This window comes from Arthrobacter sp. Cza30 (genome assembly GCF_059090765.1).
On the sequence record NZ_JBNHGA010000002.1, the window covers coordinates 183,038 to 196,635 of the forward strand.

Annotated in this window: 10 protein-coding genes and 1 tRNA gene; 7 read left to right on the top strand and 4 right to left on the bottom strand. The window is 68.6% G+C overall.

Annotation, left to right across the window (positions count from 1 at the left end):
• Positions 1 to 2 precede the first annotated feature (2 nt).
• Positions 3 to 158, bottom strand: a complete 156-nt coding sequence (sp36, locus tag AC5RVZ_RS06110) for a Sp36 family protein (RefSeq protein WP_493978079.1) — start codon at positions 156 to 158, stop codon at positions 3 to 5.
• Between the two features lie 37 nt (positions 159 to 195).
• Between sp36 and AC5RVZ_RS06115 the strand changes: the two genes are divergently transcribed.
• Both AC5RVZ_RS06115 and AC5RVZ_RS06120 read left to right on the top strand, forming a co-directional pair.
• Positions 196 to 2,463, top strand: a complete 2,268-nt coding sequence (locus tag AC5RVZ_RS06115) for a transglycosylase domain-containing protein (RefSeq protein ID WP_494064897.1) — start codon at positions 196 to 198, stop codon at positions 2,461 to 2,463.
• Positions 2,464 to 2,465: 2 nt separating this feature from the next.
• On the top strand, positions 2,466 to 3,464 hold the full coding sequence (locus tag AC5RVZ_RS06120; protein WP_494064898.1) for a metallophosphoesterase: 999 nt from the start codon (positions 2,466 to 2,468) through the stop codon (positions 3,462 to 3,464).
• Positions 3,465 to 3,688: 224 nt separating this feature from the next.
• On the opposite strand, the gene AC5RVZ_RS06125 is transcribed toward AC5RVZ_RS06120, so the two are convergent.
• Positions 3,689 to 5,593 (bottom strand): HNH endonuclease signature motif containing protein, encoded by a 1,905-nt coding sequence (locus tag AC5RVZ_RS06125; protein ID WP_494064899.1) that lies wholly within the window; start codon positions 5,591 to 5,593, stop codon positions 3,689 to 3,691.
• A 337-nt stretch (positions 5,594 to 5,930) separates the two neighbouring features.
• Positions 5,931 to 6,581, bottom strand: a complete 651-nt coding sequence (locus AC5RVZ_RS06130; RefSeq protein ID WP_494064900.1) for a nicotinamide mononucleotide transporter — start codon at positions 6,579 to 6,581, stop codon at positions 5,931 to 5,933.
• 161 nt (positions 6,582 to 6,742) lie between these two features.
• On the opposite strand from AC5RVZ_RS06130, the gene AC5RVZ_RS06135 reads away from it, so the two are divergent.
• The 5 genes from AC5RVZ_RS06135 to AC5RVZ_RS06155 all read left to right on the top strand — a co-directional run bounded on the left by AC5RVZ_RS06135 (position 6,743) and on the right by AC5RVZ_RS06155 (position 12,654).
• Positions 6,743 to 8,533, top strand: a complete 1,791-nt coding sequence (locus tag AC5RVZ_RS06135; RefSeq protein ID WP_494064901.1) for an ABC transporter ATP-binding protein — start codon at positions 6,743 to 6,745, stop codon at positions 8,531 to 8,533.
• Complete coding sequence (locus tag AC5RVZ_RS06140) at positions 8,530 to 10,338, top strand: ABC transporter ATP-binding protein (RefSeq protein WP_494064902.1); 1,809 nt, start codon at positions 8,530 to 8,532, stop codon at positions 10,336 to 10,338. The genes AC5RVZ_RS06135 and AC5RVZ_RS06140 overlap by 4 nt, the downstream gene beginning before the upstream one ends.
• 171 nt (positions 10,339 to 10,509) lie before the next feature.
• Positions 10,510 to 10,586 (top strand) — tRNA-Pro (locus AC5RVZ_RS06145).
• A gap of 117 nt (positions 10,587 to 10,703) precedes the next feature.
• Positions 10,704 to 11,861 (top strand): FAD-dependent monooxygenase, encoded by a 1,158-nt coding sequence (locus AC5RVZ_RS06150; protein ID WP_494064903.1) that lies wholly within the window; start codon positions 10,704 to 10,706, stop codon positions 11,859 to 11,861.
• 85 nt (positions 11,862 to 11,946) lie between these two features.
• A complete protein-coding gene (locus AC5RVZ_RS06155; RefSeq protein ID WP_494064904.1) occupies positions 11,947 to 12,654 on the top strand; it encodes a hypothetical protein in 708 nt (235 codons plus the stop codon).
• Here AC5RVZ_RS06155 and AC5RVZ_RS06160 read toward each other — a convergent pair.
• Complete coding sequence (locus AC5RVZ_RS06160; RefSeq protein WP_494064905.1) at positions 12,632 to 13,588, bottom strand: phosphoribosylaminoimidazolesuccinocarboxamide synthase; 957 nt, start codon at positions 13,586 to 13,588, stop codon at positions 12,632 to 12,634. The genes AC5RVZ_RS06155 and AC5RVZ_RS06160 overlap by 23 nt on opposite strands.
• Between the last annotated feature and the right edge of the window lie 10 nt (positions 13,589 to 13,598).

Below are 13,598 nucleotides of genomic sequence, written 5' to 3' on the forward strand. Positions count from 1 at the left end.
GGCTACTGCTTCTCCCGCTTCAAATAGGCAACCGGATTGGTTCCGTTCGGGCCGGGGAACACCTGGACGAGCTCCCAGCCGTCCTCCCCCCACTGGTCAAGAATCTGCTTGGTCGCGTGGATAATGAGCGGAATTGTCGCGTATTCCCATTTGGTCATAACTCAAAGGGTAGCGCTTGCTTGTAAACTGAACCCCATGGCCGCTCGCAAATCCCCCTTCTTCGACACTGCGACCACCCTAGGCAAAGTTGTTGGCTTCCTGGGTATCAGTGCGCTCTGCGGCGTGCTCGCAGCCGGTCTGCTGGTTCCGGCCGCAGCCGTGGCCGGTGTCGGGGCAACCTCATCGATCGAATACTTCGACCAGTTGCCGGACGAGCTGCAGACGCAGCCGCTGTCCCAGCCGTCGCGGATCCTCTCCGCCGACGGCAAGCTGATTGCCACGTTCTACGCCGAAAACCGCGTCCCGGTGACCTTGGACAAGGTGTCCCAGCACATGCAGGACGCCATCATCTCCATCGAGGATGTGCGGTTCTACGAGCACAACGGTGTGGACCCCCAGGGCATCATGCGTGCGGCGGTGACGAACATGGCCGGCGGGGACCTGCAGGGCGCGTCGACGCTGACCATGCAGTATGTGAACAACGTGCTGATCGACGCCGGCGCTTCCGCGGGCAAGGGGGCCGAAGAGCTGACCATCAGCGGCACCAAGGACATCGGCGACAAGCTGCGCGAGGCGAAGCTGGCCATCGCCGTCGAAAAGGAATTCAGCAAAGAAGAGATCCTGCAGGGCTACCTGAACATCGTGTTGTTCAGCGGTCAGGTGTACGGCATTGAAGCCGCTGCGAAGACCTTTTTCGGTGTCCCGGCGGCCAAGCTGAACATCCAGCAGTCGGCCATGCTGGCCGGCATGGTGCAGTCGCCCAACTACTTCAATCCGGTGAACAACCCGGAAGCCACGGTGGAGCGCCGCAATACGGTGCTGGCAGCCATGCGCAATGCGGGCAAGATCACCCAAGAAGAGTACGACAAAGCCGTTGCCAGCGACCTGGACCTGAACCTTAAGCCGGTACGTTCCGGCTGTGTCGCGGCAAACTTCGCCGACTACTTCTGCAGCTACGTGCAGCACGCCATCATGCAGTCCGACGCGTTCGGTGCGGACTCCACCGAGCGGGCGAAGCTTCTGGCCCGTGGCGGCCTCACCATCAAGACCACGCTCGACTCCCGCCTCCAGAAGGAAGGCCAGAAGCAGATCGAGCAGGAAGTCCCGGTGGGCGATGAGTCCGGCGTCGGCTCGTCCATGGTCTCGATTGAGCCGGGCACCGGCAACATCCTGATGATGGCCCAGAACACCAACTACAGCCCCGAAGACGGCGCGGCCAACACGGAGCTGAACTACAACGTCGACGCCGACATGGGCGGCGGCAACGGCTGGCAGCCCGGCTCCACGATGAAGCCCTACACCATGGTCGCCTGGCTCGAAGCGGGCAAGGCGCTCAACGCGTCGGTCGACGCGCGCCGGACGGAGTACCCGGCACAGTACAACTGGAACGCCAGCTGCCTGCCCCCGGACGCTTGGTTCAGCGAGTGGGACTTCCAGAATGCGCTGCCCGGTTTCGAGCGGACTATGACCGCCAGCCAGGGCCTGACCTGGTCGATCAACTCCGCTACCGCAGCCATGGCCGCGCAGCTGGACCTCTGTGACATCCAGGATGCGGCAACCCGCCTCGGCGTTCGGACGGCGACGGACAAGGAACCGATCAGCATTGAGCACCCGTCCTTCATCATCGGCACGACCAACGTGTCCCCGATGACGATGGCGGCTTCGTTCGCGGCGTTCGCCAACGGCGGCGTGTACTGCAAGCCGATCGCTCTGACCTCCGTGACCGATGCCCAGGGCAACGAGTACGAGGTGCCGAAGAAGTCCTGCGAACGGGCGATCTCGGAGGAAGTAGCTGCTGCCGTCAGCGTCCCGCTGGAGAATCTGGTCAACCTGCAGCTGGGCGGAATCCATCCGATTGGTGTTCCCGCCGCTGTGAAGACCGGCACGACCGACAAGTCTGAGTACACCTGGACGGTGGGCTACACCAAGGGCATATCCACTGCTTCCTGGGTGGGCAACCCTCATGCCTACAAATCGATCAACAACATCCCCATCAACGGCGTGACGCGCGACTACGTGGACGGTGCGACCATCGCCGGCGGGCAGTGGACCGATTACATGGAGAAGGTCGCCGGCCTGTACAAGACGGGCAGCTTCGGCTCCGCGCCGAGCAGCATGATGTATCCGCCCCGGCCGGTCCAGACCCCGGCGCCCGCCGAGTCGAACAACAACTCGAATTCCAGCGACGGCAGCGACGACGGGGATTCGGGCGGCGACTCCGGCGATTCCGGCAACGGAAACGGCGGGGGTAACGGCAACGGCGGAGGCAACGGCAACGGCAACGGCGGAGGAGACGACGACTAACCGTGGACACTGACTTGCTGCGAGCACGGCTCCGGACCGCAGGCACCCTGGCCCTTGGGGCCACGGCCGCGGGCGGGGCCGCGCTCGTCTACGGCTCCGTTATCGAGCGGAACCTCTTCAAGGTCCGCGAAGAAACGCTGCCCATCCTGCCTGCCGGGCGAGGCCCCCTGAAGATCCTGCACGTGTCCGACATCCACATGACTCCCGGGCAGACGCTGAAGCAGAGGTGGCTGCGGCAGTTGGCGTCGCTGGAACCGGACCTGGTGGTCAACACCGGCGACAACCTCAGCCATCACGACGCCGTGCAGCCCCTGCTGGAGTCGCTGGCACCGCTGATGGACGTTCCGGGCGTGTTCGTGCCGGGCTCCAACGATTACTACTCCCCGGTGATGAAGAACCCGTTCTCCTACCTCACCGGCCCCTCCTCTCAGCCCAAGGACTACGCGGAGCGTGAACTGCCGTGGCGGGAGATGCATGCGGCTTTCGGCACCGCGGGCTGGATCGACTTGACCAACAGGCACCAGTCGGTGGTGGTGGGCCGCATGCGGCTGGACTTCACGGGCGTGGACGATCCGCACCTGCAGCGCGACCGTTATTCGGGTTTCCCCAACGGTTCGACGTCCGCCGATGAGGCCGCATTCCTGCGGATCGCGGTGGCCCACGCTCCGTACCAGCGGGTGCTGGACCGGTTCACTGCCGACGACGCCGACCTGATGCTGGCCGGGCACACCCACGGGGGCCAGGTCCGCCTCCCCGGCTACGGTGCCTTGACCAGCAACTGCGATCTGCCCACGTGGCGTGCCCGGGGGCTGACGTACTGGGAGCACGAGGGGCGTAGCGCCCCGTTGAATGTGTCGGCGGGGTTGGGAACGTCCCGTCTGGCTCCGGTGCGCTTCGCCTGCCGCCCGGAAGCTGTGCTGCTGACACTGAAGCCGGCTGCTCCGGCCGGCGAAGTCCCTGCCGAAGGCCGCCGCCCCGGGGCCGGCCCCGGGCTCAGCTGAGCACAGAAGCGCGCTGTGCGGCTGGTCTCACACCAGCTCTCGCCTTCTTCTGTGCAGCCCGCACATGCATCTTTAGATGCGCCCTTGCGTGCCGGCCAGCTAAGACTTCCTCAGCTGCGCCCTGCGCACCCGCCTGTGGAGACTTCCTTAGTGCGCCCTGCGCGCCCGCCCGCTAAGACTGCCTCAGCTGCGCCCTGCGCACCCGCCCGCGCCGAATCGCTGGGTCAGGCCAGGAGTGGTTGGGGTGGGATGTGGGTTTGCCAGTAGGAGTTGCGCAGGGGTTTGCGGCGGGGGTCGATGTAGTCCGGCGGCGTGAACCAGGGGATGCCGTCGACGACGTTGATCTCCCAGTTGCCTTGCTCGATCAGGTCGTGGTGGAGCAGGCACAGGCACACCCCGTTGTTGACGTCGGTGCGGCCGCCGGCCCACCAGGGGATGATGTGGTGCGCCTCCGTCCAGAACGCGGGAATGCTGCAGCCCGGGAACGCGCAGCCCTTGTCCCGGGCGACCAGTGCCCGGCGGATTGCGCGGTTGAAGAACCGTTGCGACCGGCCCAGGTCCAGGATCTCGCCCTCGGATCCGAGGACGGCCGGGATGATCTCGGCGTCGCAGGCCATCCGGCGCACGGTGGTGGCCGAGACCGGGCCGTTGAAGACCGCGCTGCCGCCGCCGGAGAGCAGCCCGGCCAACTGCTCGTACCCGGTGGTGACGATCACCTGGGTGCGGTGCCCACCCGAGTCCGGAAGCCTGCCGGTGTTCAGCGCGATCCGGCAGGCCCCTACCAGTCCCGCGAGCAGCTTCTGCGCCCGTGTGGCGTCATCCATCGCCTCCACCACGGCCGGATCCACACCGGCGGGGCCTCCACCGCCGGGGCGACCGGATCCAGCAGCCGTGCTGCCCTCCGCAACGGCCCCGTCCGTCCCATCAGCCTCAGCGGCACCGACTCCGCCCCTGCCTGCCCCCGTGGTACCGGCGCCGGTGCCGGTTCCGGTACCGGGAACATCATGGTTACCGCCGCCGCTGGCCGTGCCGGCGACCGTGGTTCCGCCACCTTCTGTGCGGGACTCCCCAGCACCGGCCGGGCCCGCCTTTGCGGTGTTGGCGTTGCCGGTTCCGTCTGCTTCCCCTGTGTCTGCAGGGGTGCTGCAGACGGCGGCGGTTTCGATGGCGTCGGGGCGGATCCGTGGGTTGGCGGCGCTGTTCATCACGGTGGCGAGGGCTTCGTACTGGGCGTCGGTGGTGTTGATGACGAACTGGTGCAGGCCGCGGCGCCGGCCGCGGTAGAACATGCCCTGCCTGGCCCGCAGTTCCTCCTCGGACGGTTCGGCACCGTCCTGGTCGACGGCGGTTTCCCACGTCCTGGCCACCATCACCAGGGTGTCCGCGTCGGCGTCCACGGCCTGCCGGACCAGCGACGCTTCCATCGCCTGCAACGCCTCCGGGCTGCCGGCGTGGCGGGCCCGGTCCAAGGAATCAACCACCAGGGCCGCGGCCTGGCCGCTGACCTCCCCGCCGGCCATGGCCTCGGCCAAGACCGGCAACGCCGGCGCACCCGGTTCCCCGTCCAACCGCACCGGCGCGGTGATCGCCTTGCCGACCCGCAGCCGGCGCCGCGCCTCGACAATCCCGATCCCCAACCGGGAGCGCAGATACTCCGCCGTGTTCGCAAACTCCGTCTTGCGGCCGCGCCGCACGTGCTGCGCCCCGGACCTGTCCGGGGCCGCGGCGCCCACGCTCCCGGTGCTGATCGCCGCCGCCGGGTCCGCCCACTCCCCCGCCCCCGCCGTGCCCGGCCCGACGTCACCGGGCTCTGCGCCGGGCCCCGCGGTGTTCGACCCGGCGTCACCGGCCTCTGCGCCGGCCCCGGCGCTGCCTCCGAGTCCTGGGGCCGCCGCGTGTTCCCCGGTGGCGGCGATGTCCGCCCGCTCCACCGCGTGGGCGCCGACGGCCTGCAGGAACTCCACCAGCTTCGAAACGCCCTCCACCGCCGCCACCGTGTTGGCCAGGTCCCGGGAAGACAGGGACGACAACTCATCGGGGAAGCGGTCGGCGGCATCTTGCAGCAGCGCAAACGCCTGGGCCAGGGGTGCTTCGATCTCCCCGGTGCGGTCCAACGGTGCAAGAGCCATACCACAATTTTATTCGTACACACATTCGATAGCCATCAAAAGGCCCCAGTGTGTAGGAGTAGTGCCGAAAGGCAGGGCATGTGGGTAACAATGCGAATGGCCCGGGATGCCTCCTGCCTAGATTTGCGGCCATGGCCTTGCATCGCATCCGTTGGAGCTCCAGCCGGCCTACTTTCCCAGACCTCCTGCAGCAGGCTCGGCCCCCTGCCCCTTGCTCGCCCTTTGCCCCTTTGCCGAACGTGCAGCCCGCGAGCGCGCGATCAGGTGGAAGGCCAGCAGCGCGCGAATCCGCGGTCCCAAGCGGCTCGGCGCCAGGCCTAAGCACGGCGCCGCGATGCTACGTCGAAGCGGCCGTCTCCGCATGCGCCTCGCGCCATTTGGACCAGCCGTACAGACTCAAAATTCCAAGCAGGACGGTGAACACGATGCCGTCCAGAGCAAACAGGACCTGCGGGTTTGCGTTCGCTGCCCCTCTGGCCAGCCCCATCAGCGAGAGGGCGACGCCGATCCACCACGCTTCGATAACGCCGCGCGCGAGACCGAGGTACAGCAGCGGAGTCAGGAGGCTAACGACCGCCGCTTCAGCAATCGCCCACGGGTCCGCCATGAGCATCAGCATCATGGGCAGCACGTCTATGCCGAAGAAAAACAGGACGAGTGCGATCAGCCCGGCCGCGGCCAGCCAGTCGGACCGCTCTACCGGATGGACCGGAACCCCGCCGGTCGCCGGCTGCCGGCGCGGCCGCCGGCCCCACCGCCACCGCCACCATCCGTAGGCGGCCACCGCAGGCAACACCAGGACGGCTAAGCTAAATCCGCCCGCCACGCCCATCAACACCATGGACAGGACCGGTTCCGCCAGCAGCACCAGCCAGCCGGCCGGCTTGCGCAGCACCAAGAGCAGGACGCCGGCCACCCGCAGCAGCGAAAAGAGCATTGACATCCCCAGGAACACCCCGAAGCCGTTCGCGACGTCCGCCAGATCCATGCCCGCCCCCGTAGGTGAATGGTTTCGCACAGCCTAGCAAGGATCGGTTTCCCAACGTGTCGCCTCGGGCCGGGTTATCAGTGACCAGCGCCTCAATGCGGTCGCTAGGATAGTTGCTGCAGTACACGAAGCCCTCCGAACCACTGCGACGAATCGACCACATGACTGAGTTATCCCTCTGGCGCTCGATCGCCCGGCTTAAGCACTATGTCCGGCCCATCCTCCCCCGGCTGATCCTGGGATTCTTCAGCGCCCTCGGCGCCAGCCTGGTGGCACTGGCCATTCCCCAGGTCTTGCGCGGCCTGGTGGACACCATCCACACCGGCGGCCGCCCCTCGGAAGTCTGGGGCCCCGCCGTCGTCATTGCCGTGCTGGGCGTGGCCGAGGCCGGCCTCGTGTACCTGCGGCGCGTGTTCGCGATCGCGCCCGCCACGGACGTGGAGATGGGCATGCGCACCAGCTTCTACCGGCACGTGCAGTACCTGCCGGCCGCGTTCCATGACCGCTGGGGCTCGGGCCAGCTGCTCTCCCGAGCCATGGCCGACCTGGGCCTGATCCGCCGGTGGCTGGCGTTCGGGTCCCTCATGCTGGTGGTCTCCTTCGTGACGGTAGTCGCGGGGCTGGCGCTGATGTTCGCGCTGAACCAGTTGCTGGGACTGATCTTCCTGGCCGCCGCCGTGCCCCTTGTCTGGCAGGGGTTCCGCTTCCGTACCGCGTTCGGCGCTTCCTCCCGGCTGAGCCAGGACCAGGCCGGCGACCTCGCCACCACGGTGGAGGAATCGGTGCACGGCATCCGGGTGCTCAAGGCCTTCGGCCGCGGCAAGTACGCGCTGGAGAACTTCCACGGGCAGGCCGAAGAACTGCGCCAGACCGAACTGGCCAAGGCCCGCACGCTGTCCAAGTTCCTCGCCACCGTCGTGTCGCTGCCCGATCTGGTGCTGGGCGCCGCGTTGGTCATCGGCATCATGCAGGTCTCCGGCGGGCACATGACGGTGGGCGACCTGGTCGCCTTCTTCGCCACCGCCGCCGTGGTGGCCGGTCCGGTGGAAGCGATCGGTTCCCTGATGGGCATGACGCTGACGGCGAAGACCGCCCTGGACCGGCACTTCGACGTGATGGATACGAAGAACACCATCATCGACCCGGAAGTACCCGCACCGGCCGGCCCCGTGCGCGGGGAACTGTGCCTGTCCGACGTCGTCTTCCGGTATCCCGACGCCGCCGCGGACGCGGCCCCGGTCCTTGACGGGGTGGACCTGCACGTGCGCGCGGGCGAAACCCTGGCGCTGGTTGGGGTCACCGGCTCGGGCAAGAGCACCCTGCTGCAGCTGATCCCCCGGCTGTACGACGTCACCTCCGGCGCCGTGCTCCTGGACGGGACGGACATCCGTCATCTCCCGCTGGCCGAGCTGCGCGCCCGCGTGTCGGTGGCCTTCGAGGACTCCACGCTGTTCTCCACCTCGGTCCGGGACAATGTGCTGCTCGGTGCCCGTCCGGGCAGCGACAAGGACCTCCTAGACCGGGCGCTCGAGGTGGCGCAGGCCGGGTTCGCCTACGACCTGCCGCAGGGCGTGGATACGCGGATCGGCGAGGAAGGGCTGAGCCTGTCCGGCGGGCAGCGGCAGCGGATCGCGCTGGCCCGGGCCATCGCCGCGCAGCCGGCCGTGCTGGTGCTGGACGACCCGCTCTCGGCCCTGGACGTGCGGACCGAAGAAGCGGTGACGCAGCGGCTTCGGGAAGAACTCCGCGGCACCACCACCGTGATCGTGGCCCACCGACCCTCCACCGTGGCGCTGGCCGACCGGGTGGCGTTGCTGCAGGACGGCCGGATTACGGCGGTCGGCACCCACTCGGAGCTGCTGCGCAGCAGCACACACTACCGGTACGTGATCGCCTCGCTGGCCGCCGAACCCACCGTCGAAGACGTCCTGGACGCGAAGGAAGCCCGATGAGTTCCATGACCGGAGTCGCCGGCGAAGACAACATCAATCTGGACCGAACCGACCGCAAAGCCGTCAGGCGGCGCTCCCTGCGGCTGCTGGGCGAACTGGTGTCCCCGCACAAGCGGCTGTTCGCGCTCTCCATCGTGCTGGTGGTGGCCAGCAACGCCGCCCGGGCGGCCGGTCCGGTGCTGGTGGCCTTCGGCATCAACAACGCGCTGCCGGCCTTCACCGCCGGCGACACCATGCCCCTGGCGCTGGTCGGCGCCGCCTACGCCGCCGTCGCGATCGCCGGCGGATCCCTGCTGGCGGCCTACATCTACGTCACCGCCCGGCTCAGCCAGGCCATGCTGCTGGCCCTGCGGGTCCGGGTCTTCCGGCACACCCAACGGCTGAGCCTGGAGTTCCACGAAACCTATACCTCCGGCCGGATCATCTCCCGGCAGACGTCGGACCTGGAGGCGCTGCGGGAACTGCTGGACAACGGCGTCACCCAGCTGACCTCCGGCGTGATGTTCATGCTCTTCACCGCCATCAGCATCGCCGGACTGGACTGGAAGAGCGGGCTGATCATCCTGGTCGCCGCCATCCCCATCGCCTTCGTCACCCGGTGGTACCAAAAGGGCTCAGAGCTGGCCAACCGGGCCTCCCGGGTGGTGTCGGCCCGGCTGATCGTGCACTTCGTGGAAACCATGACCGGCATCCGGGCGGTCAAGGCCTTCCGCCGCGAGCGGGACAACTCCAAACGCTACAACGAGCTGGCCGCCGACTACCGCGGCGCGACCCTGCGGAACATCAGGTACTTCGGCGTGCTCCAGCCGGTTCTGAATGGCGTCGGCAATCTGACCGTGGCCGCGGTGCTGCTGATCGGCGGCTTCCGGGTGCTCGACGGCGACCTTGCCATCGGCACCCTGGTCGCCGTGCTGCTGGCCACCAAGCAGGTCTTCCGCCCCACCGAACAGATTGCCATGTTCTACAGCTCCTTCCAGTCCGCGGCCTCCGCGCTGGAGAAGGTCTCCGGGCTGCTGGAAGAAGAGCCGACCATCGTGCCCCCGGCCCGGCCGGTCCCGCTCAAGGACGCCCGCGGCGCGATCCGGTTCCGCGATGCCGTCTTCGGCTACGGCGACGGCCGGGTTGTGCTGCCCAGGCTGAACCTGGACATTCCCGCCGGCCAGACGGTCGCCGTCGTCGGGCAGACCGGGGCCGGCAAGTCCACCGTGGCCAAGCTGATCGCCCGCTTCTACGACCTGACCTCCGGGTCGCTCACCCTGGACGGGATCGAGCTGCGGCAACTCTCCAACGAAGACCTGCGCCGCGCCGTCGTGATGGTCACGCAGGAAGCGTTCCTGTTCAGCGGCAGCGTCGCGGAGAACATCGCCCTGGGCAACCCGGAGGCGAGCCGCGCGCAGATCGAGGACGCCGCCCGCGCCGTCGGCGCCCACGAGTTCATCCTGTCGCTGCCCGAGGGCTACGACACCGACGTGAACAAGCGCGGCGGCCGCGTCTCGGCCGGCCAGCGGCAGCTCATCTCCTTCGCGCGCGCGTTCCTGGCCGACCCGGCGGTGCTGATCCTGGACGAGGCCACCGCGTCGCTGGACATTCCCAGCGAGCGCCAGGTCCAGGAGGGCCTGCAGACGCTGCTGGGCAACCGCACGGCGCTGATCATCGCGCACCGGCTTTCCACCGTCGAGATCGCCGACCGGGTGCTGGTCATCCACGAGGGCCGGGTGGTCGAGGACGGCTCGCCGGCGGAACTGATCGCCGGCAACGGCCGCTTCGCCCAACTGCACGCGGCGTGGAGGGACTCGCTGGTCTGACCGAGGCCGGGCCGGGCCGCCGTCTGGTCTGACCGAGGCCTGGGCCGGGCCGCCGCCTGGCCTGACCGAGGCCGGGCCGGGCCGTCGCCGATTTCTCCTTTGGGGGCTGTCTCCGCTATCCTTGAACAGTTGCTTTCGCGGCCATCACGACGACGGCGGGGGCAACGGTATCGGGGTGTGGCGCAGCTTGGTAGCGCGCGTCGTTCGGGACGACGAGGTCGCAGGTTCAAATCCTGTCACCCCGACCAACCACGGAACTCCCGCTGCTCTTCGGAGCGGCGGGAGTTCTTGCTTTTCCGCTCCCGGAACCGGTTTGTACCGGACGAAAGTTGTGAACCCGGCCCAAAAGCGGGAAGTATGGACCCATGGGGTCTCTGCAGCGCTCGGCGCTCATCGTAGGGGCCGGGATCGGCGGGCTCGCCACTGCGCGGGCCTTGCAACGAACCGGCTGGAAAGTCCACGTGGTCGAACGCGCCGGAACGCTGCAGCAGCTGGGCACCGGGTTGACGATCTGGGCCAACGGGACGCGCGCCCTGCAGCGGCTCGGCGTGCTGGACGCCTTTGAAGAGGCCTCCCTCCCGGTCGGCGGCAGCTCGCACGACCAGTTCGGCAACGTGCTGTCCACGTTCAGCAGCGACGACCTCCGGCGCCGCTACGGCCACCCGCTGCGTTCCATCCACCGCTCGGACCTCACCACGCTGTTGAACGACGCGCTCTATGTGAACACGGTGCATCTGGGCCTGCAGGCGGTGAAGTTCCGGCGCGATCCGCACGGCGGAACGGTCACGCTGGACAACGGCGGCTCCCTGCACGCCGACCTGGTGGTCGGCGCAGACGGCCTGCGCTCGCTGGTCCGCCACGACCTTGTCGGCGACGGCGCCCCGCGTGCCTCCGGAATCACCGCAATGCGCGCGGTCTGCCCGATCGGCGACCTCGATCCCGCCTGGCTGCCCTGGGGTGAGTCCTGGGGCAACGGGGAAGTCTTCGGCATGGTCCCGCTGCCCGGTAACCTCATTTACTGGTACGCCACCATGCCCAACCATGTGCTGGCGCAGGACGACGAGGTCCTCTGGCGCACCCTGGCCCTGCAGCGCTTCGAGGGCTGGCACCCGGCCGTCCGGGCGGTCATCGGCGCCACCAAGAGCCAGGACATCATGGCGCACGAACTGTTCGACCGGAAACCCGCCGCCGTCTGGTCCGGCAGCCACGCCACCCTGGTGGGCGACGCCGCGCACCCCATGCTGCCGTTCCTCGGCCAAGGCGCCGGCCAGGCCCTCGAGGACGCCGTCGCGCTGGCCGACGCGCTGAACGCCGACTGGAACATCACCACGGCCCTGCGCAACTACGAACGGGCCCGGGCCCCGCATACCGCCAAGGTCGTCGAGCGTTCGCGCAAGATGGCGGCCATGGCACGGCAGCAGAAGCCGTGGAAGCAGAAGCTCCAGCGGACGGTGATGAGCAAGGCGCCGCAGGCCCTGGTCCTCAAGCAGTTGGACGACGTCGTCGGCCGCGTCCACAAGTGACCCGCGGGCGCCGCGGCGCCCTCACCATTGACTCTGCCGGCGCCGCGTACTGGAATGGAAGATAACTCCGTCAGCAGGGGTGTCTATGTTCCTCGCAGAGTTCGCGCAGCTGGCCGTGGCCACGGCCGTGCTGGCTGCCGTGGTTTTCCTGACCTCCTACGCGGTGGAACGCGGCCTGCGCCGCCGCCCCGATCCGGACACCGCGTTCTGGTACTGCTTCTCCGGGTTGTGCTGCGCCCTGGCCGTGGTGCTCGCCGCCGCGGTCGTCTTTCCGTCCGCCGTGCCGCTCTGGCTGCTGCTGGCTGCCGGCTGCGCCGCGCCCGCCGTCTGGCGGATCAGCCGTTCCGCCGCCGCCGCCATCCGCTACCAGGACAGCCGGGACTGGCATGAAGCCGCGGCCCGGCACGACGCCCTCCGGTCCCGCTGGCTGGCCTACGAACTGGATCCGGCGCTGGCCATCGATTACCCGGACATGTCGGACGTCTCGCGCCCGGCGACCGCTGCCATGCTGCGGGCCCTGAAACGTGCGGACGCGCTGCATTCCCTTGGTCCGGCCGACGACGGCGGTGCCGGCGACTATGCCACGGCCGTCGCCGAAGCCGCGGCCCGGCTGGCGGCCGCCGAGCGCGCAGCTGGCCGAATAGCGGAACCCGCTTCCGACTCCCCCGCGGGCCCGGCCGGGCTGCTGGCCCGTCCTCTGCCGGCCCGCCCTCTGCCGGACCCCCTGGGCGCGGCCGGGAGCGCCCGGCACGGCCCCGCGCCGCTGCCGGTCAGGCGAACGTCCGGCCGGTGAGCCGTTCGTAGGCTTCGACGTAACGCGCCCGCGTCTTCTGCACGATGTCCTCCGGCAGGGCCGGCGGCGCGGCGTCCGAGTTCTTGTCCCAGCCGGAGTCGGGCGACGTCAGCCAGTCACGCACGAACTGCTTGTCGAACGACGGCTGCGCCTGGCCCGGCTCGTAGGTGTCCGCGTCCCAGAACCGCGAGGAGTCGGGGGTCAGCACCTCGTCGCCCAGGGTGATCTCCCCCGTCGTGGGGTCGACGCCAAACTCGACCTTGGTGTCCGCCAGGATGATTCCCCGCTCCCGTGCGATCGCTTCGGCGCGCGTATAGATCTGCAGCGTCTTCTCGCGCAGCCGGGCAGCGGTCTCCGCCCCGACGGTCTGCACCACGGCGTCGTAGGTGATGTTCTCGTCGTGCTCGCCCACCTCGGCCTTGGCCGAGGGGGTGAAGATGGCTGGCTCCAGCCGGGAGCCGTCCACCAGGCCGGCCGGCAGCGGCAACCCGCACACGGTCCGGGATTGCCGGTACTCGGCGAGGCCGGACCCGGTCAGGTAGCCGCGGGCGATGCATTCCACCGGGTACATGTCCAGTTTCTTGCAGACCATCGCCCGGTTGGCCACCGCGTCGGGCACCTCGGTGGACACCACGTGGTGCGCCACCGGGTCGTCCCCCTGGGCGAGCTGTTCGAACCACCACAGGCTCAGCTGGGTGAGGATCCGGCCCTTGTCCGGGATCTCGCTGGACAGCACGTGGTCGTAGGCGCTGATCCGGTCGCTCGCCACCACCAGCACGGTGTCATTGCGCCGGTCCAACAGGCCCTCGGCTGCAATGTCGTCGCTGGCCGTCTCCACCTGCTGCGGGGCGGCCGGGACGTACAGGTCGCGGACCTTGCCGGAGTAGACGTGCTTCCAGCCGGGCAGTTCGAGTACTTCGGGGGCAAATGCCATGGTTGACGGT